The 21,727-nt window shown below is 60.3% G+C and carries 26 protein-coding genes and 1 pseudogene; 14 read left to right on the top strand and 13 right to left on the bottom strand.

The annotated features are described in order from the left end of the window. The first annotated feature begins 18 nt into the window (after positions 1-18). Both ACIGDJ_RS11415 and ACIGDJ_RS11410 read left to right on the top strand, forming a co-directional pair. Positions 19-249: a hypothetical protein gene (locus ACIGDJ_RS11415; RefSeq protein WP_101158528.1), complete on the top strand. Its 231-nt coding sequence runs from the start codon at positions 19-21 to the stop codon at positions 247-249. Between the two features lie 20 nt (positions 250-269). Continuing rightward, complete coding sequence (locus ACIGDJ_RS11410) at positions 270-1,247, top strand: SDR family oxidoreductase (RefSeq protein ID WP_101158529.1); 978 nt, start codon at positions 270-272, stop codon at positions 1,245-1,247. 16 nt (positions 1,248-1,263) lie between these two features. Here ACIGDJ_RS11410 and ACIGDJ_RS11405 read toward each other — a convergent pair whose 3' ends face one another. From ACIGDJ_RS11405 to ACIGDJ_RS11395, 3 genes are all read right to left on the bottom strand, one after another. Then, positions 1,264-1,782, bottom strand: a complete 519-nt coding sequence (locus tag ACIGDJ_RS11405; protein WP_397478407.1) for a DUF4142 domain-containing protein — start codon at positions 1,780-1,782, stop codon at positions 1,264-1,266. A gap of 50 nt (positions 1,783-1,832) precedes the next feature. Continuing rightward, positions 1,833-2,057 carry a hypothetical protein gene (locus ACIGDJ_RS11400; protein WP_397478406.1) on the bottom strand — a complete coding sequence of 75 codons (225 nt, stop codon included), beginning with the start codon at positions 2,055-2,057 and terminating at the stop codon, positions 1,833-1,835. A gap of 145 nt (positions 2,058-2,202) precedes the next feature. Then, complete coding sequence (locus ACIGDJ_RS11395; protein ID WP_101158532.1) at positions 2,203-2,394, bottom strand: DUF1508 domain-containing protein; 192 nt, start codon at positions 2,392-2,394, stop codon at positions 2,203-2,205. Positions 2,395-2,596: 202 nt separating this feature from the next. Here ACIGDJ_RS11395 and ACIGDJ_RS11390 point away from each other — a divergent pair, with 202 nt between their 5' ends. After that, positions 2,597-3,526 carry a LysR substrate-binding domain-containing protein gene (locus ACIGDJ_RS11390; protein ID WP_101158533.1) on the top strand — a complete coding sequence of 310 codons (930 nt, stop codon included), beginning with the start codon at positions 2,597-2,599 and terminating at the stop codon, positions 3,524-3,526. A 167-nt stretch (positions 3,527-3,693) separates the two neighbouring features. Beyond that, complete coding sequence (locus ACIGDJ_RS11385) at positions 3,694-4,059, top strand: 5-carboxymethyl-2-hydroxymuconate Delta-isomerase (RefSeq protein WP_101158534.1); 366 nt, start codon at positions 3,694-3,696, stop codon at positions 4,057-4,059. A 3-nt stretch (positions 4,060-4,062) separates the two neighbouring features. Here ACIGDJ_RS11385 and ACIGDJ_RS11380 read toward each other — a convergent pair whose 3' ends face one another. Together ACIGDJ_RS11380 and ACIGDJ_RS11375 are read right to left on the bottom strand one after the other, a co-directional pair. Beyond that, positions 4,063-4,998: a LysR family transcriptional regulator gene (locus ACIGDJ_RS11380; RefSeq protein WP_101158535.1), complete on the bottom strand. Its 936-nt coding sequence runs from the start codon at positions 4,996-4,998 to the stop codon at positions 4,063-4,065. A 189-nt stretch (positions 4,999-5,187) separates the two neighbouring features. After that, a pseudogene (locus ACIGDJ_RS11375) lies at positions 5,188-5,844 on the bottom strand (MFS transporter); the annotation flags it as partial. Between the two features lie 319 nt (positions 5,845-6,163). On the opposite strand from ACIGDJ_RS11375, the gene ACIGDJ_RS11370 reads away from it, so the two are divergent. From ACIGDJ_RS11370 to ACIGDJ_RS11355, 4 genes are all read left to right on the top strand, one after another. Continuing rightward, positions 6,164-7,813, top strand: coding sequence for a phosphoethanolamine transferase (locus ACIGDJ_RS11370; protein ID WP_101158537.1), 1,650 nt, complete (start codon positions 6,164-6,166; stop codon positions 7,811-7,813). Between the two features lie 163 nt (positions 7,814-7,976). Then, positions 7,977-9,110: a ribonuclease D gene (rnd, locus tag ACIGDJ_RS11365; RefSeq protein WP_071174688.1), complete on the top strand. Its 1,134-nt coding sequence runs from the start codon at positions 7,977-7,979 to the stop codon at positions 9,108-9,110. Then, the gene (locus ACIGDJ_RS11360) at positions 9,107-9,400 is read left to right on the top strand and encodes a YcgL domain-containing protein (RefSeq protein ID WP_101158538.1); all 294 of its coding nucleotides are present in this window, start codon (positions 9,107-9,109) and stop codon (positions 9,398-9,400) included. Before rnd ends, ACIGDJ_RS11360 begins: the two co-directional genes overlap by 4 nt. A gap of 105 nt (positions 9,401-9,505) precedes the next feature. Further along, the gene (locus ACIGDJ_RS11355; protein ID WP_397478405.1) at positions 9,506-10,438 is read left to right on the top strand and encodes a D-2-hydroxyacid dehydrogenase; all 933 of its coding nucleotides are present in this window, start codon (positions 9,506-9,508) and stop codon (positions 10,436-10,438) included. 123 nt (positions 10,439-10,561) lie between these two features. Here ACIGDJ_RS11355 and ACIGDJ_RS11350 read toward each other — a convergent pair whose 3' ends face one another. Next, positions 10,562-11,155: a nitroreductase family protein gene (locus ACIGDJ_RS11350; RefSeq protein ID WP_101158540.1), complete on the bottom strand. Its 594-nt coding sequence runs from the start codon at positions 11,153-11,155 to the stop codon at positions 10,562-10,564. Between the two features lie 165 nt (positions 11,156-11,320). Between ACIGDJ_RS11350 and ACIGDJ_RS11345 the strand changes: the two genes are divergently transcribed. Beyond that, entirely contained in the window at positions 11,321-11,770 is a 450-nt protein-coding gene (locus ACIGDJ_RS11345; RefSeq protein ID WP_101158541.1) for a YcgN family cysteine cluster protein, read from the top strand. Positions 11,771-11,891: 121 nt separating this feature from the next. Here the strand turns inward: ACIGDJ_RS11345 and ACIGDJ_RS11340 are convergent, their stop codons facing one another. The 4 genes from ACIGDJ_RS11340 to ACIGDJ_RS11325 all read right to left on the bottom strand — a co-directional run bounded on the left by ACIGDJ_RS11340 (position 11,892) and on the right by ACIGDJ_RS11325 (position 14,060). Then, positions 11,892-12,269: a DUF2892 domain-containing protein gene (locus ACIGDJ_RS11340; RefSeq protein ID WP_101158542.1), complete on the bottom strand. Its 378-nt coding sequence runs from the start codon at positions 12,267-12,269 to the stop codon at positions 11,892-11,894. A gap of 81 nt (positions 12,270-12,350) precedes the next feature. After that, positions 12,351-12,821 (bottom strand): RNA methyltransferase, encoded by a 471-nt coding sequence (locus ACIGDJ_RS11335; protein WP_007911337.1) that lies wholly within the window; start codon positions 12,819-12,821, stop codon positions 12,351-12,353. A 131-nt stretch (positions 12,822-12,952) separates the two neighbouring features. Further along, a complete protein-coding gene (locus ACIGDJ_RS11330; RefSeq protein ID WP_003222612.1) occupies positions 12,953-13,324 on the bottom strand; it encodes a YajD family HNH nuclease in 372 nt (123 codons plus the stop codon). Positions 13,325-13,373: 49 nt separating this feature from the next. Then, positions 13,374-14,060 carry a spermidine synthase gene (locus ACIGDJ_RS11325; RefSeq protein WP_101158543.1) on the bottom strand — a complete coding sequence of 229 codons (687 nt, stop codon included), beginning with the start codon at positions 14,058-14,060 and terminating at the stop codon, positions 13,374-13,376. 80 nt (positions 14,061-14,140) lie between these two features. On the opposite strand from ACIGDJ_RS11325, the gene ACIGDJ_RS11320 reads away from it, so the two are divergent. Next, on the top strand, positions 14,141-14,425 hold the full coding sequence (locus ACIGDJ_RS11320; protein ID WP_016771228.1) for a hypothetical protein: 285 nt from the start codon (positions 14,141-14,143) through the stop codon (positions 14,423-14,425). Here ACIGDJ_RS11320 and ACIGDJ_RS11315 read toward each other — a convergent pair. Next, positions 14,422-14,895 carry a cyclic nucleotide-binding domain-containing protein gene (locus tag ACIGDJ_RS11315; protein ID WP_101158545.1) on the bottom strand — a complete coding sequence of 158 codons (474 nt, stop codon included), beginning with the start codon at positions 14,893-14,895 and terminating at the stop codon, positions 14,422-14,424. The genes ACIGDJ_RS11320 and ACIGDJ_RS11315 overlap by 4 nt on opposite strands. A gap of 195 nt (positions 14,896-15,090) precedes the next feature. Further along, positions 15,091-17,145 (bottom strand): S9 family peptidase, encoded by a 2,055-nt coding sequence (locus ACIGDJ_RS11310; protein WP_397478404.1) that lies wholly within the window; start codon positions 17,143-17,145, stop codon positions 15,091-15,093. 234 nt (positions 17,146-17,379) lie between these two features. On the opposite strand from ACIGDJ_RS11310, the gene ACIGDJ_RS11305 reads away from it, so the two are divergent. Genes ACIGDJ_RS11305 through ACIGDJ_RS11295 form a run of 3 tightly spaced genes read left to right on the top strand, consistent with a single transcriptional unit; the run spans position 17,380 to position 19,224 of the window. Continuing rightward, complete coding sequence (locus ACIGDJ_RS11305; protein ID WP_312996303.1) at positions 17,380-17,877, top strand: MFS transporter; 498 nt, start codon at positions 17,380-17,382, stop codon at positions 17,875-17,877. A gap of 15 nt (positions 17,878-17,892) precedes the next feature. Then, positions 17,893-18,669: a class II glutamine amidotransferase gene (locus ACIGDJ_RS11300; RefSeq protein ID WP_101158548.1), complete on the top strand. Its 777-nt coding sequence runs from the start codon at positions 17,893-17,895 to the stop codon at positions 18,667-18,669. Positions 18,670-18,681: 12 nt separating this feature from the next. Beyond that, positions 18,682-19,224: a DUF2937 family protein gene (locus tag ACIGDJ_RS11295; RefSeq protein WP_397478403.1), complete on the top strand. Its 543-nt coding sequence runs from the start codon at positions 18,682-18,684 to the stop codon at positions 19,222-19,224. 82 nt (positions 19,225-19,306) lie between these two features. On the opposite strand, the gene ACIGDJ_RS11290 is transcribed toward ACIGDJ_RS11295, so the two are convergent. Then, a complete protein-coding gene (locus ACIGDJ_RS11290) occupies positions 19,307-20,221 on the bottom strand; it encodes a LysR family transcriptional regulator (protein WP_101158549.1) in 915 nt (304 codons plus the stop codon). Between the two features lie 159 nt (positions 20,222-20,380). On the opposite strand from ACIGDJ_RS11290, the gene ACIGDJ_RS11285 reads away from it, so the two are divergent. After that, positions 20,381-21,667, top strand: coding sequence for an MFS transporter (locus ACIGDJ_RS11285; RefSeq protein WP_397478402.1), 1,287 nt, complete (start codon positions 20,381-20,383; stop codon positions 21,665-21,667). The last annotated feature ends 60 nt before the right edge of the window (positions 21,668-21,727 follow it).

Below are 21,727 nucleotides of genomic sequence, written 5' to 3'. Positions count from 1 at the left end.
CCCGGGGAGATATTTGCAATGAGCGATTATCCGATGGACGAAACCGATGCCGATCACCGCAACCGCCAGTTTGGCCAGGCGCTGGGGCTGGATGCTGACGAGGTCGAGCTGTGGGTCAGCGCGATTGAAGAGGACGGCAGCGGCATGGGCTACGTCGTGCACTTTTCCAGCGAGACGCCGGTCGATGTGCTGGCCAAGGTGCAGGGGCTGGGCGATGACCTGATGATCAACATCGGGCCAATTGACTGAATCGCCAGGGAGGACGATCCATGCAGGAGCAACCCTTGGTGGTGATAAGCGGCGCCAGTGCTGGCGTTGGGCGCGCGGTGGCTCATCGATTTGCCGCTGGCGGCTACCGCATCGGGCTGCTCGCGAGGGATCCAGCGGGGCTGGCCGCTACGCAAGAGGAGCTGCGCGCGTATGGTGTTCAGGTTGAAATCGTCAGCGTCGATGTCGCCGATGCGCTCGCTGTGCAGGAGGCCGCCCAGCAACTGGAAGCCACCCTCGGCCCCCTGGCGGTGTGGGTCAACGCGGCAATGGTCACGGTGCTCTCGCCAATTGAGCAATTGTCCGCCGCCGAGATCGAGCGCGTCACTCAGGTGACCTACCTCGGTACCGTCCACGGTACCTTGGCGGCGCTGTCGTTGATGCGTCCTCGTAACCAGGGGCTGGTCATCCAGGTCGGCTCGGCACTGTCCTATCGTGCCATCCCACTGCAGGCCGCCTATTGCGCAGCAAAATTCGCCGTGCGCGGTTTTACTGACTCGTTGCGCTGTGAGTTGCTGCATGAGCGCAGCCGTATCCGCGTGTGCATGGTGCAACTGCCGGCGATCAACACGCCGCAGTTCGATTGGGCGCGCAACAAATTGCCCAAGCGCCCGCAACCGGTGCCACCCATTTATGATCCTGACGTGGCAGCGCGGGCAATTTTCAGTGTGGTAAAGCATCCGCCCCGCGAGCTGTGGCTCGGTGGATCGACGATCAAAGCGATTATTGGCCAGTCGGTCATGCCGGGTTTGCTCGACCGTCTGATGGCGCGAAGTGCGTGGTCCGGTCAGCAGACCAATGAGCCGCAAGACAATGAGCATCCGGACAACCTGTTCGAAGCGCAGTCCGGTTTGCATCAGATTCGGGGCCGCTTCGTCGGCCGCTCGAAGGACGCGGCGATGGCGCTGACTTCGACGCAAGTCATGGCGTTATTGGCAATCATCGCCGTGCTGGTGGGGGTGATTCTTTTACAACTCTGATGAGTTCCCGGTTCGCTCAAGGGGTGACGGATTTCAGCGCGCCGGCGGAGGGCTTGAGTTTTTCCTGCAAGTCGCGTGCAGTTTTTGCCTGCTTCTCGATGCCCCGCAACGCGGCCTCGGCGAACGCTTTGAGCTGCGGATTTTGTGAAGACATGGCTTCTTTCTTGAACAGCATCAGCCTTTGCTCAAGGGTTTCGGCCTGGCTGTCGATGTAAATGCGGTCGAAAGACTCGTCCCGCGACTCAAGCCGCAGCTGCTTGGCTTTGGAAGCGACCGAAGGCTCGGCGGGAACCGCCATGTTCTGGCTTTGCCCCAGTTGCCTGATCTGTTTATCGAACCGCTCGTGGTCGGCGATCATCTGTTTGGCAAATTCCCTGACCTCGGGCAGCGCGCTTTTTTCCAGTGCTACACGCGAGCTGCTGTTCTGGAACAGGCTCTGCTGTGCCGCCTCTTCGACAAAGGCGTCAATCGTGTCAGCGTGACCCGACTGGATGCCCAATGCCATTGCGAGACAAATCGCGGCAAGTGATTTCATGGCTTGTGACCCTCGGCAGATTCGATGGACGGTGGCAGTCCCCGATCCGCTCACGGCTGCTGGTAGTGGCCAGGCGTGATGTGGCCTTCGTCGTGCCTCGTGCGTTTTTGTACCTGGACGTCACTCAATGAAACGTCTTTGAGTTCCGGAAAAGCGGTCTTGAGCAGCGTTTCAGCCAGGCCAGGTTCAAGCGTATCGCCATCATGGATCAGCGAGCGGCATTGCGGCTGATTGTCGACGATGAAGCTGATGAGGTAGTGATGCTCATGGGACATGGCTCTAATCCTTCAATGCGTGGCAGCAGAACTTGCAGTGCATGCAGCTTTTGATGAACGGCGCTGACGAGCATTCAAATAAACGCTTCGAATCGCGACAAACGGTGCCCCTCTCAAGTGGAAAAGGGCACCAGCCCTGGGTCGCTCAAATCTCCTTGACGGGCGTCTCGCCCTGGACGGCTTTGATCAGGCTGATCACATGCAGGCAATCGGCCTTGTTCACATACGATTCGCCACTGGCCACCGTCTCGTGGTTGCCCGCGCGCAGACGCCAGCGCCATTGGCCTTTGCCAGTGCTCGGGGTGCCTCGGATTTGTCGGTAGATTTCGAAATACATGCGGTTCGCTCCCTGCGATAGATAAGTGCGCCAGCCTGTGTGACGCATCGACGCAAGCCTAGCGCAGCGGGCTTTTTTGGCTATTGGGGATTTGTTTCCAATCGTTCGCGGATGTTTCTGCGAGCACCGCCGCGTAAAGGTTTATGGACGCAATGCCTGAGGCCTTTCTACACTGCCGCTATTCCGGGAGCAGGGGCAATGGATGAACCGCAATGAACTACGCAAGGCCGACATCAACCTGATGGTGGTGTTCGAGACCCTGATGCTCGAACGCAACGTGACCCGCGCGGCAGAGAAGCTGTTCCTCGGCCAGCCGACCATCAGCTCGGCGCTCAACCGTCTGCGCACGATGCTCAATGACCCGCTGTTCATCCGCGTCGGCCATCGCATGGAACCGACGGCCCGTGCCGAAGACATTTACCGCCATCTCAAACCTGCCCTGGATTCACTGTCGGCGGCGCTGAGCCTGACCCGTGATTTTGATCCCGCCACCAGCAGCATGACCTTCCGCATCGGTCTGTCCGATGACGTCGAATTCGGCCTGCTGCCGCCGCTCTTGCGCGCGTTGCGCCAAGAGGCGCCGAGTGTGGTGTTCGTCGTGCAGCATGTCGATTACTGGCGCATTCCTGATCTGTTGGCCGCCGGCGATATCACCGTCGGCATCAGCCAGACCCGTGGCCTGCCGGCGAACGCGAAACGTAAACTGCTGCGGCACATCCAGCCAAGCATCCTGCGCGCCGACGCCTCTGATACGCCGCTGACCCTCGACGAATATTGCGCTCGGCCGCATGTGCTGGTCTCGCACACGGCCAATGTCAGTGGCTACGCTGATGAATGGCTGGCGGAACTGGGGCGCACGCGGCAGGTGGTGTTGTCGGTGCCGCAGTACAGCGCATTGCCGGCGCTGCTGGCGGGCACCGATCTGATTGCCAGCCTGCCGGATTACACCGCAGCGGCCATGGCGGCGTCAGGGCTGCTGTTCCAGGAACCATTCCCGTTCAAGACGCCGACCCTGGACCTGTCGATGGTCTGGCTCAGCCACGTTGACAGCGACCCGGCCGAACGCTGGCTGCGCGCGCGGCTGGAGGCATTCATGAGTGAACGGCCAGCTGAGTACCACGATCCCTTGTAGGCGCTGCCGAAGGCTCGGGCCGCGATCGGACGATCTTTTGATCTTGATTGTGAAAAACACAGAATCAAAAGCTCGCAGCCTCGTTTCACTCGACAGCTCCTACAGGTAATGCGCTGAGCCGACTGTGGTATACGTACGCCCCCGCACCCATCGACTGGAGACCCGCAATGCCACACCTGCACATGGAATACACCGCCAACCTGACGCAGTTGAACGCCGACATCGCCCTGATCCGGCTCAACAACACCCTGGTCGGTTCCGGTCAGTTCGGCGCGGAGTTTGATATCAAGAGCCGAGCGATCAAGGTGGAAAACTTCAAGGTCGGCACGGCGCTGGGCGAGCGCGCCTTCGTCCATGTGAAGCTGGCCTTGCTCAGCGGGCGTTCGGCAGAGATCAAGAAGCAGCTGTCGCAAAGTCTGCTGGCGGTGTTGCAGGAACTCTGCGAATGGCCGGCCGGCCTCGAAGTGCAGCTGTGCGTCGAACTGCTGGACATCGATCGCGAGTCCTACAGCAAAGCCGCGATCGGCATCTGAGGCTCAGACGCTTTCCAGCTCGCTGCACACCTGTATCACCTGCTCGCGCAGCCAGACGTTGGCGCTGTCCTGATCGGCGTTCTGGCTCCACTGCATGTCGAGGGTGAAGCCCGGCAAACCATTGGGCGCCTCGCAGTGATTGAACACCGCATCGTTGGTCAGCAAACGCTGGATACGCCGGGGCAGGGTGAGGATGAAGTCTGTACCGGTGATCATCTTCAACGCGGCACTGTAGCTGTTGGAGCGCGCGACAATCTGGCGTTTCTGCGCCTGACGCGCGAGCCAGCCATCGACCATGTTGCTGCTCGAGGTCCATGGCGTAGGAAACACATGTCGACGCTCGGTGAACGCTTGCAGGCTCAGGCGCGGCTCCAGTGGCGTGGCGCGTTTGTCGAAGACACAGACCAGATCATCTTCAAGCAACATGCGTGATTTCAGATCTGCATGCTGGCGATGAAAGTGCGGGCCGAAACTGATCACCAGGTCGAGGCTGCCGTCGCGCAACTCTTCGGCGGGCACGTCAGTTTCAAACTTGTGCATGTTGACCATCACCGGCAAGTCGTCGAAGTCGAAACGCTTCAACAGCCGCGGCAGAATCAATTGCTCGAAATATTCGGGGGCGCAGATGTTGAAGGTCACCGCCTGCCGGCTCGGGTCGAAGGCCGGGGCGCCGGCGTGGCAGAGGTTGATGCTTTCGATGATCTTCTGCACATGCCCGTACATGCTGCAGGCCTTGTAAGTCGGGCGCATGCCGGTGCGAGTGTTGATGAACAGTTCGTCTTCGAAACTGGTGCGCAGTTTTTTCAGGCAATAACTGACGGTGGACTGGCTGACGAACAGGGTTTCCGAGACATCGGTGACGCTGCTCTGCTCGTACACGGCGACAAATACCATCAAGTCCTGCATGTCGAGCTTGCGAAGCAAATTACTGTTCAGCATGAGTTCCGTCTCGCTGTGCCCCTTGCGCAGAAGTCGCGCAAACGTGTGCGTACGATCCTAACGGAACGATGGTTCCAGAAGAAACCCTTGTAGGACATTTCACGGATACATGTGGGACAGAAACTTTTACTAACACGACGTTACCGTACCGGTGCCTAAAAGGTGGCCAGAGGCCTCTAGCCTGGGCCAGCAGGTATAGGACGCTGTGCCGAGACCAAAGAAAATCGCCAGCAACCAGGCGCGACGGCGCGTGATGAAGGACTCACGCCTGGTCATCCTTGATATGGCTTGCGTGGGCTGTAGACACCAGACCAGCAAGGCGAGCAACGCAAGCCCGGCCCAAACGGCCAGCCCCGCGCGCCAGCTGCCGCTTTGCATCATTACCAGCGGCGCCAACGATGCTGCAAGCGCAGCGCCGCCCATGATCGACGTTACGTAGACCCCCATACACAGCGCCACGTTGTCAGCAAAACGCGACTTGATCAGCGCCGGCATCAATGCCTGAATCAGGGCTATGCCAACGCCGGCGAGTATCGCGCTGACGATCAGCTCGGCCGCCGAATCGATGAACAGCCGCGATAAAGTCGCCAGCCCGATGATCAGCAACGACACAAGCACCGCCCGTTGTTCACCCAGACGCTGGCTGATGTGCAGACCGAAAAACATCGCCAGCCCCATGGCCGTCACTGGCAGCATCGTCAGCAGAGAAGCGAGGCTGAAGCTCAACGGGATATCGCCACGGATTGCCGAGAGCAGCGGACCGACTGCCGCCATGGATGGACGCAGATTGAGCGCGACCAGGACGATTGCGAGCATCAGCCAGACGGGGGGGCGGGGGTGGTTCATCAGCAAGCCTTCAAGTGCAGAGGCTGATGATTAGGCGTGGCTTCGCTCGCATGGGCAAATCAAAAAGTCCCGGGCCAGACCTGAAAACTCGATAACACGCCGCTCACGCCTACAAGGGAACGGTAAAAAGCCGGGAAGCTGAATAAAACCTGAACCATTCTCAAATGCTCGCAAAGTTTCACGTTGTTAATTGAGTCCAACTAATCATTAGCATCTTTTTCACGAAAAATTGATCCGGGCCTGCCTAAAGTTTGTCATGCCTCGGTGAATGAATTTTTCACAATTGACGAGGCTCTTCTTTCAGGAACAGTCACTCATCATGTTGAAGTTAAAAGCCGTGCGCCCGGAATGGGTGACGTTGTTCGCCAGCGCCTTTTTGTTGCTCGGTTTCAATCTGGTGCTTTGGCAGCATCTGTTCGAGATCACCGCCGCCGATGGCAAAGGCATCGCCATGCGCGTGGCGTTCGGTGTAATGATCCTGGCCGCATTCAACATTGTCCTGACGTTATTCGCTTTCCGGCCGTTGCTTAAGCCAGTATTGACCCTGTTGTTTTTTGTCAGTGCCGGCGTGGCTTATTTCATGAGCCAATATGGCGTAATGATCGATGCCGGCATGTTTCGCAACTTTGCCGAAACCAATGTGACGGAAGTTCGTGATCTGTTGTCGTTGAAGTTGTTTGCTTATATTGTCTTGCTCGGCGTTTTGCCGTGTTTGTGGCTGTGGAAAGTGCCGGTCATTTATCGGCGCTGGCACCGTGAGTTGTTCAGCAAGGTTATTGTCAGTGCCGCCTCTGCAGCGGTGATCGGTGTTGTGGCATTGGCTAACTATCAAGGCTTGTCGTCACTGTTTCGCAATCACCATGAGATTCGCCTGATGCTGGTACCGAGCAATTACATCGGTGCCTCCATCGGGTATCTGCAGGAGCAAGTCGTCTCGGCGCAGCAGCCGTTCATCAAGATCGGCGAAGATGCCCAGCGCAATCCTGACTTGCAGTTTCAGCCGCGCAAATCGCTCACCGTGCTGGTGGTGGGGGAAAGTGCGCGGGCGCAGAACTTCGGCATTCTCGGTTATGACCGTGATACCACGCCGCAGCTGAACAAGGAGGCGGGGCTGATCGCCTTCACCGATGTGCATTCCTGCGGCACGGAAACAGCGGTCTCGGTGCCGTGCATGTTTTCCAACATGGGCCGCAAGAATTACAACGCCAGCAAGGCGAAGAATGAGGAGGGTTTGCTCGACGTTCTCAAGCGCGCCGGCATCGATGTGGTCTGGCGCGATAATCAGTCCGGTTGCAAGGGCACTTGCGATCGCGTGACGGTGCAGGATGTCAGCAAGTTGCAGGACCCGGCGCTGTGCGCCAACAGCGAATGCCGCGATGAAATCCTCCTGCAAGGTTTGCAGAACTTTATCGATCATCTGGATAAAGACACCGTGCTGGTCTTGCACCAGATGGGCAGCCACGGCCCGGATTACTTCAAGCGTTATCCCAAGGAGTACGAACACTTCACCCCGGTTTGTGAAAGTAATGCGCTGAACAATTGCAGCCGCGAAAGTATCGTCAACGGTTACGACAACACGCTGGTGTACACCGACCACGTGCTGGCGAGCCTGATCGATGTGCTGCGCAGCAATCAGGACAAAGTCGATACCGCCATGCTCTACCTGTCGGATCATGGTGAATCGCTGGGCGAGTACAACCTGTTTCTGCACGGCACACCTTACATGCTGGCGCCCGAGCAGCAGAAGCATGTAGCGATGCTGGCATGGTTCTCAGACAACTATCAGAAGGCCTACTCGGTCGACACGCACTGTTTACAAATGAGCCGAGACAAACCGCTGAGTCAGGACAACCTGTTTCACTCAATGCTGGGTCTGCTCGAGGTACGCAGCAGCGTCTATCAACCTGCCTTGGACATGTTTGCCGGCTGTCGCGGCGCGGTGATCGACGGCGTGTTGGCCAAGGAGTGAAGCGTTTCCGGCCTGTCGCCTCGATGTGACGGGCCTTTCTGTTTCTGCCGTCAGACTATTCTTGCTGACAGGCAAGACATTTCCTTACAGCTCTTGCCCTGCAAAGGCGCGTAAATCGCCGGCGGCGATATATACTGCGCGCCATTCTTCAAGGGAGAGCCGTGTGGCTATCGATATTCACTGGATTCGCGACAACGAAAGCCTCGCGCAGTTTTGCGCCGAGTGGCAGCAGCTGCCGTTCGTTGCCCTCGACACCGAATTCATGCGGGTCGACACCTTCTACCCGATTGCCGGCCTGTTGCAGATCGGCGACGGCAAACGCGCCTACCTGATCGATCCGCTGACCATCAACGCCTGGCAACCGCTGGCCGCGTTGCTGGAAAACCCGGCGGTGCTGAAAGTCCTGCACGCCTGCAGCGAAGACCTCGAAGTGCTGTTGCGCCTGACTGGCAGCCTGCCGGCGCCGTTGTTCGACACGCAGCTGGCCGCCGCTTACCTGAACCTCGGTTTCTCGATGGGCTACTCGCGACTGGTGCAGGAAGTGCTCGGCATCGACTTGCCCAAGGGCGAAACCCGCTCCGACTGGTTGCAGCGTCCGCTGTCCGAAACCCAGATCAGCTATGCCGCCGAAGACGCCGTGCATCTGGCCGAAGTGTTCGTCGAGTTACGCCCCAAGCTGTCCGCCGACAAGTTCGCCTGGGTGCTGGAGGATGGCGCCGAACTGGTCGCCAATCTGCGCCGCGAAACTGATCCGTACGAGGTCTATCGCGAAGCGAAACTGGCGTGGAAGCTGTCCCGTGCGCAACTCGCCGTGCTGCGTGAGCTGTGCGCCTGGCGCGAAAAAGAAGCCCGCGCCCGCGACTTGCCGCGCAACCGCATCGTCCGTGAACACTCGCTGTGGCCCTTGGCCCGCACGCAGCCGGATAACCTCGCGGCGCTGGGCAAGATTGAAGACATGCACCCGCGTACCGTGCGTCAGGACGGTCAGTTTCTGCTTGATCTGATCAAGCGCTCTGGCAGTGTGGGGCCGGATCAATGGCCGCCGGCAGTGCCGGAGCCGTTGCCGATCGAAGCCGCTGCGTTGATCAAACAACTGCGTGCGTTGGGTCAGGCCGAGGCCGAACGCCTCGGCATCGCCCCGGAGCTGATGCTGCGCAAGAAAACCCTCGAAGCCCTGGTCAAGAGCGGCTTCCCCGAGGGGCCTTACCAATTGCCCGATTCGTTGCGTGGCTGGCGCCGCGAATTGCTCGGCCAGAAGCTGCTCGACAGCCTGGCCACCGCCGGAGAACAGCCTTGAAACGTATTTGCTCCATCTACCAAAGCTCCAAGCGCAGCGGCATGTATCTCTACGTGCTCAAGAGCGATGCGCTCGAGCGCGTGCCGCAAGCGCTGATGACGGCTTTCGGCAAAGCGAAGCATTCCTTCGATCTGGTGCTGTCGCCCGAACGCAAACTGGCCAGCGAAGACATCACCGTGGTTCTGGAAAACCTCGACAAGCAGGGCTATCACCTGCAGATGCCACCGGCCGAGGACGAGTACATCGAGCACTTGCCCGAAGAGTTGCTGCGACGCAACGACCCGGTATGACCCGCGAGGCCCTGTCCTGGGCCTCGGTTAACCCTTGAACTGTTTTTACCGCGATGGCCGGCCCCAACCCGGCGGCCGTCTGCACGGTTTGCGAAAGGTTTGAAGATGCGCGTTCTGATTGCCGAACACGACCACGCGATATACGCCCGCCTGCTGCGTCAGGCAGCGCCCGAGCTTGAAGTCCTGACCAGCGGCGACTCCGCCGAACTGGCGCGTCAGGCCGCCGATTGCCCGGTGTGGCTGGGCCAGCCGGATCTGCTGGCGACTCTGTTGCGCCAGGGCCATCAACCGCAATGGCTGCAATCGACCTGGGCCGGCATCACGCCGTTGCTCGCCGACGGCCTGCGCCGCGATTATCGCCTGACCCGCGCCGTGGGGATTTTCGGTCAGGTCATGGCCGAGTACGTTTTGACCTACATCCTCGGCCATGAGCGCGAAGTGCTGGCGCGGCTGGTCAGCCAGGTCGAGCGCAAGTGGGACAACCGCAGCGGCCAGAGTCTGGTCGGACGCAAGGTGCTGATCGTCGGCACCGGCGACATTGGCCAGAGTGTCGCGCAATTTCTGCGGCCGTTCGGCGTCGAGCTGTACGGCATCGCCAGCAGCGCCCGCGAACAGGCGCCGTTTGTCGAAGTCGGCTCGCTGGCGGATCTGCCGCGACTGGTGGGCGAGGTGGACTACGTGGTCAATCTGCTGCCGAACACCGAACACACCCACGATATCTACGACGCGGCGTTGTTCAAGCAATTCAAACCGACCGGACTGTTCATCAACGCTGGACGCGGTGTGGCAGTGGTCGATGCCGATCTGGTTGAAGCTTTGAAGGAAGGGCATCTGGCCGGCGCGGTGATCGACGTCTGCCGTCAGGAACCATTGCCGCAACGCCATCCGTTCTGGACAGCCTGGGGCTTGCTGCTGACCGGGCACAGCTCGGCGCCGACCTCGCCAGCGCTGATGGTGGATTTGTTTGTACAGAACCTGAAGGCGTATGAGGCGGGTGAGGCGTTGCGTGGGGAAGTGGATTTCACCCGCGGATATTGATTCGCATCCATCCACTGTGGGAGCGGGCTTGCTCGCGAAGGCGCCGGTTCAGTCGACATCGATGTTGCCTGAACCGGCGCTTTCGCGAGCAAGCCCGCTCCCACATGTGCTTTGCATTGTGGCTTATAAGGTGAAATCGCCCTCAGCCACCAGCTCGCTCAGCGGGCGGCGCGGGCTCGGTGTTTCGCGGGCTTGCAGGTATTCGGCGAGGGTTGCCTTGTCCCCCAGTTTGCCCACTGCCACCGCCGCATGCAGGGCGTAGCCCTCGGGGATATTGAGTTCCTTGCGGGTCAATTCCTGATCGAACCCGGCCATGCCATGTGTGTGCCAGCCGCTGAGGCTTGCTTGCAGTGCCAGATGACCCCACGCCGAACCGGTGTCGAAGGTGCTCCACAGCGCCGGTGTTTCCTCGCTGGCGCCCGGTGCGACGAAGGTGGTTTTTGAGATCACGATCACCAGCGCCGAAGCGTGCTGCGCCCAGCTGCGGTTGAATTCGTTGAGTAGGCCCAGATAACGTTCCCAGTTCGGCGTGTCGCGACGTGCATACAGGAAGCGCCACGGTTGCGAGTTGTACGCCGACGGCGCCCAGCGCGCGGCTTCGAAGAAGCTCAGCAGGGTTTCTTCAGGGATCGCTTCGCCGCTGAAGGCGCGCGGCGACCAGCGCTCGGTGAACTGCGGGTGAATGGCGTAATCGGCAACGCGAGGGTTGGCACTCATGCACGGATTCCTTGCAACGGATTGGGTAGAAGTTCGCTGCAAAACCCTACTGGCCGGCGCTGGGGCTGACAAGTGGATTTACCGACAGTCGCCAACGCTTGGCCCCCGCGCGCGCTGGCACTAGACTGGCGGCCTTTTCACCACCTTGATGTTGATGCTTGAGCCATGGCCGCCATTGTCGAACCGTTCTGGAAACGCAAAACCCTCGATCAACTCGATCACGAGGAATGGGAATCGCTGTGCGATGGCTGCGGTCTGTGCTGCCTGCAAAAACTCGAGGATGAAGAAGACAACAGCGTCTATTACACGCGCATCGCCTGCAAACTGCTGGATCTGAAAACCTGTCAGTGCAGCGATTATCCGAACCGGATCAAGTTCGTTCCCGACTGCATTCAGCTAACGCCGGGTCAGGCGCAAGAATTCAAATGGCTGCCGCCAACCTGCGGTTATCGTCTGGTCAGCGAAGGCAAGGATCTGCCGTTATGGCATCACCTGGTGTGTGGCGACCGCGACGCGGTGCACCATGAGCGGATTTCACAGTCCGGGCGAATGCTCGCCGAAGGCAGCGTGCCGGAGGATGACTGGGAAGATCATCTGATTTTTCGCGCGGGCTGATGAAGTGGTGGGTTCTTGAACCCGTAAAGATCAAAAGATCGCAGCCTTCGGCAGCTCTTACAACGGAAAACGTGATTCCGTGCAGGAGCTGCCGAAGGCTGCGATCTTTTGCTTTAAAGCCTCAGACGCCGGCCTTCGGCGAGACCAGCGAATCATTGCCGGTAACGGTTGCCGTTTCGGTAGCCACTTCGGCGTTGGTCTTGAGCTTGCTCAGTTCTTCCCCGGCGCGTTCGATCTTTGCCCGCACGTTGTTCATATCCTGACGGCCTTTTTCCAACAGGCTTTTTGCCGAGCAATGGCCGGTGATGCCGCGGGCCACGGCCATGCCGCCGAGCGCCACTTGAATCAGGCCGAACACGCCGCCACGGCGCAGGCCCTTGCCGACCATCAGCACGCCGCCGGTCAACGAGCCGACGCGCTCCCAGCCGTGCACGTTCTTGTGCGCAGGGGACTGGAACGGGGTGGATTCGATGCGTTCTACGCGTTTGAGCTCGCTCATGATCTATCTCCAGGCAGGGTGCGATTGATAGATAAGCTGACTGCCGTGGCGGTCAGCTTGTTCCATCGAATGTGCAACGCTTCAGCGGAATTTCGGCCCGGAGCGAGTATTCAGGCCTTTGGCCATGCGGTCGTAGAGCACGACGTTGACCGTGGCGGCGAGGTTCATGCAGCCGGTGGTCGGGATGTACACGACGTCTTCGCACCAGTCGCGAATCTCTTTGTCCAGCGAGCCGTCTTCCGGGCCGAATATGTATAGCGCGCGGTCGGGGTGGGTGTATTCCGGCAGCGGCCGGGCGCCTTCGACCAGTTCCACCGCCACTGGCACGCAGTTGAGCGGGAGGATTTTTTTCAGGTCGTCGATGCCGATCAACGGAATGTCGTAGTGCACGCGTTTGGTGTCGGTGACGAAGTCGGCGGCGCGTTCATAGCGCTTGCCGGTGTAAAACACCGACGCTACGCCGTAGCAGCCTGCGGCGCGCATCACCGAACCGACGTTCTCCGGTGATTTGGGGTTATACAAACCAATGCAGCTGTACCGTTTGTCTGCCACGAGCGGGGTGCCTTCGGGAAAAAGACGACGATTATACGGGGATAAGATCAAAAGATCGCAGCCTTCGGCCGCTCCTACAGTGCAATCTCGTACACCGTGCAGGAGCTGCCGAAGGCTGCGATCTTTTGCTTTTAATCTTCTTTTTTCATCAGGCCAGCGAGGGCCGCAAACGGATTGTGCGTGGCCTTGGCGATCTTCGGTGTGCTCAGCGAGCCGTCGCCGAAATACTGCTGGTCGGTGTAGCGCGAGTGCTCGTTGTCGTGGCAGTACAGGCACAACAGTTCCCAGTTCGAGCCGTCCTGCGGGTTGTTGTCGTGGTTGTGGTCGCGGTGGTGCACGGTCAGTTCGCTCAGGCGCTTGCCGGAAAACTCACGGGCACAGCGGCCGCAGACGTGCGGGTACATTTTCAGGGCTTTGTCGCGGTAGCCCATTTCCTTGTCGCGCTGGTTGTCGGCGAGGATGCGGTCCAGCTTCGACGTGTTGGTGGGGGTGGACGAACTCATGGGTTCACCTTTGCAGAAAGACTGATGACGGTTATGCGCAGAGTTTAGCTCAGCCCTTGAGCTTCTCGGCAATCCAGATCGTGTGGCGGGTGCCCTTGTTGCCGTGGGCGAAGACCTGGACTTCTTCGGCTTTGAAACCGGCCTTCTTCAACTTGTCGGAAAACTGCCGATCGGCGCTGGCCGACCACACGGCCAGTACGCCTTTGGGGCGCAGCGCCTTGGCGCAGGCATTCAGGCCTGCGGCGCAATACAGCCAGCTGTTGGCCTTCTGGGTCAGGCCTTCGGGGCCGTTGTCGACGTCGAGCATGATCGCGTCGAAACCGTTCGGCTCGCTTTGCAGCACATTGGCCACGTCTTCCATGCGGATCACCGTGCGCGGATCTAGCAACGGCCGCCCGGACTTCTCCCCGAGGGCGCCGCGATTCCACTCGACCACGCCGGGCACCAGCTCAGCGACCACCACTTCGGCCGACTTGCCCAAATGCTTGAGTGCCGAAGCGAGGGTGAAGCCCATGCCCAGGCCGCCGATCAACACCCGCGAATTCGGCCGGCCGGCGACCTTGCGGCAGGGAATCTCGGCCAGTGCGTCTTCGGAACCGTGCATGCGCGTGTTCATCAACTGCCCGCCATCGCCGCCCTGAATCTTGATGACGAAGTCCTCGCCATATTCGAACAGGCACAGGGCACCGCCGTTTTCAGGGATCGGGGTGGTGTCGAGCAGAACGAAACGTTTCATGGAAATCTCTACAGGGGGGAAGGCAAGCAGACGCGTTGGGAGTAGCCTGAGCACAGACTAAAGGCCAAACGGAGCCCTTGATGAAGCGCACCATTCTAACGGTCATTACCCTGGCCGCGCTCGCGATTACTGCAGTTCAGGCCCAGCAGAGCGTTCCGGTCAGCCCGACGCCGCAACCTGGCTCGCCCGGCACCGCGACGCCGACGCCGTATCCGCAGATCACTCCAATCACCTTGCCCAAGTCGGGCGCCGGCAGCGGCAGCCCGCCGCTGGTGCCGATCGAAATGCCCAGCCCGCCGAGCAAGGATCAACCGGTGCCGGGCATCGAGCCGAACGGCAACAAGGTCAAATCCCCCGGTGGTTAAACCTGTTGCGCGGCGAGTTGGCCGTCGGCCATGCGCAGACGTTTGGACAGCGAGACGGCGAGGGCGCGGATGATCTTCGCGGCGATTTTCGGTGCGTCGTTGAGCATTTTTTCCAGCGAGTCCTTGCCCAGATTGAGCAACTGACAATGGCTCGCCGCGATACAGGTGGCCGAACGACGCTCGCCATCGAGCACAGCCATTTCACCGAAGGCACGGCCGCTGCGCAGGGTCGCCATGGTGATCACCTGGCCGTCGGCGCCGGTTTTCTGCACGGCGACCTGACCGGTGTGGATGATGCACATGAAACTGCCCGCATCGCCCTCGCGGAAAATCGCCTCGCCTTCAGCCACGGTGCTGATGCTGAAGTAGCCGGAAGCGGCCGCGAAATCGGCCAGTTGCAATTGATCGAACAGGCCACAGTCCATCAGCCAGTCGCGGATTTCGTTGTTCAGGAAGGTCGGTTCTGACATGTCGGTGCGGTCTTTTTGTTATCACTGTTTCCAGGGGGCACACGATCCCCATGTAGGAGCTGCCGAAGGCTGCGATCTTTTGATCTTGTCCTTCAAAACCAGGATCAAAAGATCGCAGCCTTCGGCAGCTCCTACACAGGGAATCGGTGAAGGCTTTGGGTCTGCTGTTAAGACCCAGGCCACCCACAGAGTTCCTCAGGCAATGCCCAAAACCTTGAACACAAATGCATATTCGAGCGCTACGTCACGTAATCCCTGATAGCGCCCGCTCATGCCACCGTGTCCGGCGCCCAGTTCGGTCTTGAGCAGCAGCACATTGTCGTCAGTCTTGCTCGCGCGCAATTTCGCCACCCACTTGGCCGCTTCCCAATACTGCACACGGCTGTCGTTGTAACCGGCGATCACCAACAGCGGCGGATAAGCCTGCGCGGTGACGTTTTCGTAGGGCGCGTAAGCCTTGATCCGATCATAGACGTCCGGTTCTTGCGGGTTGCCCCATTCGTCGTATTCGGTGACGGTCAGCGGCAGTTCGGGGTCGAGCATGGTGTTGAGCACGTCGACGAACGGTACCTCGGCGATCGCCACGCCGAACAGGTCCGGGCGCTGGTTGAGCACTGCGCCGATCAGTAGCCCGCCAGCGCTGCCGCCGCTGATCGCCAGTTTCTGCGCCGTGGTGATGCCGTTGAGGATCAGAAACTCGGCGCAGGCGATGAAGTCGCTGAAGGTGTTGTGTTTGTGTTCCTGCTTGCCGGCGCGATACCAGGCCTCGCCCAGTTCACCGCCGCCGCGTACGTGGGCGATGGCGAATGCCATGCCGCGATCGAGCAGGCTCAGGCGTGCATGGGAAAACCACGGATCAAGGCTGGAACCGTAGGCGCCGTAACCGTACAGATACAGCGGTACTGGTTTGCCGACCATCTCGCGCTTCATCACCAGACTGATCGGCACCTGCGTGCCGTCCGGAGCGGTGGCCCACAGGCGCTGGCTGACGTAGGCGTCGGCATCGAACGGGCCGAGCACCGGGGTTTCCTTGAGCACCGTTTGCTCGCCCGTGGCGAGAATCAACTGGCGCACCTGGGCCGGGCGATTCAATGCTTCGTAGCGCAGACGAATGCGGTCGCTCTCGAACTCCAGGCTGTTTTGCACATGGAGGCTGTAGGCCGCATCGGGCAATTGCACGCGGTACGACGCCTGGCCCTGCGGGTGAACCTCGATGATCGGCAAGCCGCCTTCGCGCAGGCTCAGGGTCATCGCCTCGGTATTGAGGCTGACACCGTCGAGCATCACGTCTTCGTTGTGCGCGATCAGGTTCTGCCAGTCGGCCTCGCTCGGCGGCACGCCGGTGTCCGGGGCCTGATACAGGGCGAAATTGATGCCGTCGCGGTTGGTGCGGATGAACCAGGTCCAGACGCCATCGAGCAGGCCGTGGTCGACGTCGTATTCGTGATCTTCGACCCGTGGCGCCAGGCAGGTGAACGGCAGATGCGGCTGATTGGCGTCCAGCGCCCAGACTTCGCTGGTGGTCTTGCTGCCCAGCGACAGCAGCAATTGCTGTTCGGAGCTGGCGCGGTAGCAATGCAGGAAGAAGCGCCCGTCCGGCTCGTGGAAGACTTCTTCAGCGGCAGTGCCATCGAGGCGATAGCGGAACAGTTTATGCGGGCGGTGGGTGTCGTCGAGCACGCCGAAGAACAGGGTCAGGCTGTCGTTGGCCCAGGTCATGCTGCCGTCACAGTCCCCGAATTCCAGTTCGCTGACCCGATCGTTGGAAAGCTCCTTGACGAACAATGTGTAGACCTCGTCGCCCGAGGTGTCGACGCTGTAGGCCAGACGCTGGTGGTCGGGGCTGATGCTGAAGGCGCCCAGCGAGAAGAAGCCGCCATTGGCCAGCGTGTTCGGGTCGAGCAGCAGTTGCTCGCGGCTTTCATCGAGGGTCAGGCTGTCGTCGGCCGGACGCGGGCAGCGGTAGTGCCGGGCGTATTCGTCGCCGGCAGTGGTGCGCGTGTAATACAGGTAAGGGCCCCAAGGCGAGGGCAGGGACAGGTCGGTTTCGAGGATCCGGCCCTTGATCTCGTTGAACAGGTTTTCACGCAGCTCGGCCTGGTCGGCGGTTTGCGCCTCTTGATAAGTGTTTTCTGCCTTGAGGTAGTCGAGCACCGCGTCGGTATCGCGCTCCTGCAGCCAGGCATACGGGTCGGCGCCGGGCGCCCGGTGGGCTATCGGGGCAGTCATGACATGGGCGGATTGGGGCATGGAAGGCTCTCGGACAATATTCGAATAAAGGTTTCGCGCAATTTGAAACCGCCGCAGACGCCTGTAGGAGCGAGCTTGCTCGCGAAGGCGTCGTGGCAGATGACTTTGTTGCAATGACCTACAGCTTTCGCGAGCAAGCTCGCTTCCACAGGGTCGGCTGCTGGCCGTCTGGTATTGGGACAAGCCGCATGGGCGAAAAGTCGTTACTATAAGCGCCTCTTTGCCTGCCTTGCCATGGACACCATGACCGAGAACGACTATCTGATCGCCTGGGGCGTTTACGCCTTTGCCGCCGTAGGCTGCCTGCTGGTATGGATGCGCCTGACCACCTGGATGTGGCGCTGGCTGCGCGAGCCGCTGCGTGTGCTGATGGCGGTGTTGCTGTTCAGCCCGACCATCGTCGATCCGGTGAAAGCCAAAGTTGCGCCGGCCATCGCCATTACCGCACTGGACATGCTGTTCAAGGTTGGCAACAACGCCTGGCGCGCGGTTTCCGACCTGTTCATGTACGGCATGATCGCGTTCGGTGTTTATCTGGTCTTCGTGTTGATCCGCCTGCCGATCGAGCGTGCCGCGACCGCGCGGCGCGAACGGGCCGAGGCCGCCAAAACCGCGGCCCGCGCTGAGGAACGCGACGACGATCAACCGTTCGGCGGCGCCGGTGACGACCGCTACGGCCGCCCGCCAGTGCCGAACAATCCGCAGCGCATGCGGGTCGAGCCGCGTCTGTAATCCGAGAGTCCGCACATGTGTGAATTACTGGGCATGAGTGCCAACGTGCCGACCGACATCGTGTTCAGCTTCACCGGCCTGATGCAGCGCGGCGGTCGTACCGGCCCGCACCGCGACGGCTGGGGCATCGCTTTTTACGAAGGCCGCGGCTTGCGCCTGTTCCAGGACCCGGCGGCAAGCAGCGAGTCGGAAGTGGCCAATCTGGTGCAGCGTTATCCGATCAAAAGCGAAGTGGTCATCGGCCATATCCGCCAGGCCAACGTCGGCAAGGTCTGCCTGTCCAACACGCACCCGTTCGTCCGCGAACTGTGGGGACGCAACTGGTGCTTTGCGCACAACGGCCAACTCGCCGAATTCACCCCGATCAAGAGTTTCTACCGCCCGGTCGGCGATACCGACAGCGAAGCGGCGTTCTGCGATTTGCTCAACCGTGTCCGCGCAGCCTTTCCGGAACCGGTCGATATCGAAGTGCTGCTGCCGGATCTGGTCGCCGCCTGCGCCGAATATCGCACGAAGGGTGTGTTCAATTGCCTGCTCAGCGACGGCGACTGGCTGTTCTGTTACTGCTCGACCAAACTGGCCCAGATCACTCGGCGCGCACCGTTCGGCCCGGCGCGACTCAAGGATGTCGACGTGATTGTCGACTTCCAGGCCGAAACCACGCCCAACGATGTGGTCACCGTGATTGCCACCGAGCCGTTGACCGAAAATGAAACCTGGTCCCGCTACGAGCCGGGCCAATGGAGCCTGTGGCGACGCGGCGAATGCGTAAGCCAGGGCAAGACCGAATAAGGATTTGCATCCATGTTGCTCAGTTATCTACGGCTGGTGTTGTTTGCGGCGGGCCTGTTGATCGGTGTTCAGGTGCCGGGGTTCATCAACGATTACGCCCAGCGTGTCGAAGCGCACCTGATCGAAGCGCAGACCGGTCTGCGTGGTTTTCAAGGCACGGCCGACCAGTTTTTCAAGGGCGATATGCAGGCGCTGGTCGCGCATTATCGTGCCAGCGAAGACCCGATTTTCCGCAGCGATGCTGACAGCCTGAACACCTTGCTCACCCGTCAGGTTGCGCTGGACAAGCAATTCCAGGCGATGCAAGGGCCGTGGTATGTGCGTTTCCTGCAAGTGGTGCTGGCGGCTGATCCGGATATTCGCAAGGAAACCTGGAAGGGCTACAGCTATCAGATTCTGCTGACGCCAGAGGCAATGATCTGGGGCATGAGCGGCGCGTTGCTGCTGTCTTTCGGCATCGAATGCCTGTTTCGCCTGATCGACTGGGTTGTGCTTGGCGGTCGCCGCCTGCGCCAGAGCCGACCGATCGAAGATCGCGACGTGCGCGGTTTGTAAACCGAAGATCAAAAGATCGCAGCCTTCGGCAGCTCCTGCACCACCCCTGTCGGAGCTGCCGAAGGCTGCGATCTTTTGCTTTTCAGGCGTTCAAGACAATGTAACTGTCGCCCACTTTATCTGCATACCCCGCCAGCACCTGCTGACACAACGTCACTACCTCCTCGACCCACTCAACCCCGACCCGCCACGACACCACCACCGGCAGATTCGCCGGTCGCTGCCCGATGTCGAGCAAGGTCAAGTCGCCGCGCGCCAGCTCCTCGGCCACCAGTACCGGCGGCAGGGCGCCGATGCCAAAGCCGTCACGCAATAATCGGGTGATCGCCGACACCGAATTCACGCAATTCAAGCGGGGCGCCAGCACGCCGCTGGCCTGCATCAGCGCGACGATATCCTGATGCGGTCGTGAGTTTTTCGAATAGGTGATGATCCGCTCCTGCGCCAGTTCGGCGAGGTCGGCGTAGTCGCGGTTGTAGATCGAATTGCTCGCGACGATCCAGCCCAGCGGATGGCTCGCCAGTTCCAGGCTGCGCACGCTTTCATGGCGGATCAGATCGGTCTGCAGAATGATGTCGAGAAAGCCTTTTTGCAGCTGATCACAGAGGTTCAGCGCAGTGTCTGCCACCAATTCGATTTCCACCCGTGGGTACGCGTCTGTCATCTGCGCCACCAGCGGGCTCAGCCAGGTATGGATGACCGTGTCCATCACACCGATGCGCACCCGCCCGACCTTGCTCGAACGGGTCTCGATCGACTGTTTCAGCGCCGCCATGGTGTCGAGCATCTGCTCGGCATAGTCGAGCACTTTCAGGCCTTCCGGGGTCAGGCTGACACCGCGTGAATCGCGCAGGAACAGCTTCACCTTGAGCTCACCTTCAAGCACTGCGATGCGGCTGGAAATCGATGCCTGGGTGGTGAACAGCTTGTCGGCGGTCAGGCGAAAACTCTTCAGGCGCGCGACCCAGACAAAGGTCTCGAGAAACTTCAGATTCATGGGCAAGGCTCGGGTGACAAATTTTTCTTATGCCTAAGGCGGGTTTTTATTTGTTGGACGGCGCAGGGCTGGGCGGCGAAAAATCGGCGCATCCGGTTCCCACGATAGGCGTCGTCGGAGCTTCGAACAAGACCAATAAAAGCCCTGCGGAGATTTGCCATGAGTGCTCCCGACACCCTTCCTTTATCCAAGCCAGCGGCGCGTCCCGGGCCGTTCGACTGGTATCGCAACATCGACCAGCAGGAGCGCCGCACGTTCTGGAGCTGCAAGATCGGCTACGGTCTGGATGGCATGGACACGCAGATGCTGAGCTTCGTCGTGCCGACATTGATTGCGATGTGGGGCATCACCACGGGCGAAGCGGGGCTGATCCACACCAGCACCTTGATCGCCTCGGCGATTGGCGGCTGGGTCGCCGGGATTCTCTCCGACCGCATCGGCCGCGTGCGCACCCTGCAACTGACGGTGCTGTGGTTCGCCTTCTTCACCTTCCTGTGCGGTTTCGCGCAAAACTACGAGCAACTGCTGATCGCCCGTACCTTGATGGGCTTTGGTTTCGGCGGTGAATGGACCGCTGGCGCAGTGTTGATCGGCGAGGTGATCCGCGCCAAAGACCGCGGCAAAGCGGTGGGCATGGTGCAGTCCGGTTGGGCGTTGGGCTGGGGCCTGACGGCGATTCTCTATGCTGTGCTGTTTTCGCTGTTGCCACCGGAGGATGCCTGGCGGGCGCTGTTCATCCTCGGCATCGTGCCGGCAATATTCGTGATTTTTGTCCGCCGCCTGGTGAAAGACCCGGAAATCTATCGCGAAGCCAAAGCCGCGCAAACGCCAGAGAATCCGGCGAAGTTCTACGAGATCTTTGCCCCCGGCATGCTTTTCACCACCTTTCGCGCGTCCTTGCTGACGACCGGTGCGCTGGGCGGTTACTACGCAATCACCTCCTGGCTGCCGACTTTTCTCAAGAACGAACGCGGTTTGAGCGTGCTCGGCACTGGCGGTTATCTGGCGATGGTGATCGTCGGTTCCTACGTCGGTTATGTGATCAGTGCTTATCTGACCGACCTGCTGGGGCGCAAAAAGAATTTCATTTTGTTCGCGGTCGGCTCGTTCACCATCGTTCTGCTCTACACGCAGATGCCGGTCAGCAATGGCGTGATGCTGTGGCTGGGCTTTCCGCTGGGCTTCTTCGCCTCGGGGATTTTCAGCGGCATGGGCGCGTTTCTCACTGAGTTGTTCCCCACGCGGATTCGCGGCTCGGGTCAGGGTTTCTGCTACAACATCGGCCGCGCGCTGGCGGCGTTGTTCCCGCTGCTGATCGGCCTGCTCAGCCAGAAAGTCCCGCTGAGCATGGGCATCGGTGCCTTCGCGGCGGTGTCCTACGGCGTGGTGATTCTGGCGGCGCTGAGCCTGCCGGAAACCCGGGGCAAGCAACTCGACGCGCAGTAACTGATACCCTGCGCGGCACTGTCCTACAGATAAAAAGACCAGCAGCTACAGGAGTGTTCA

The organism is Pseudomonas sp. NPDC079367, assembly GCF_044542195.1.
Taxonomy (GTDB): Bacteria; Pseudomonadota; Gammaproteobacteria; order Pseudomonadales; family Pseudomonadaceae; genus Aquipseudomonas.
This window is presented reverse-complemented; position numbering and strand designations above follow the sequence as displayed.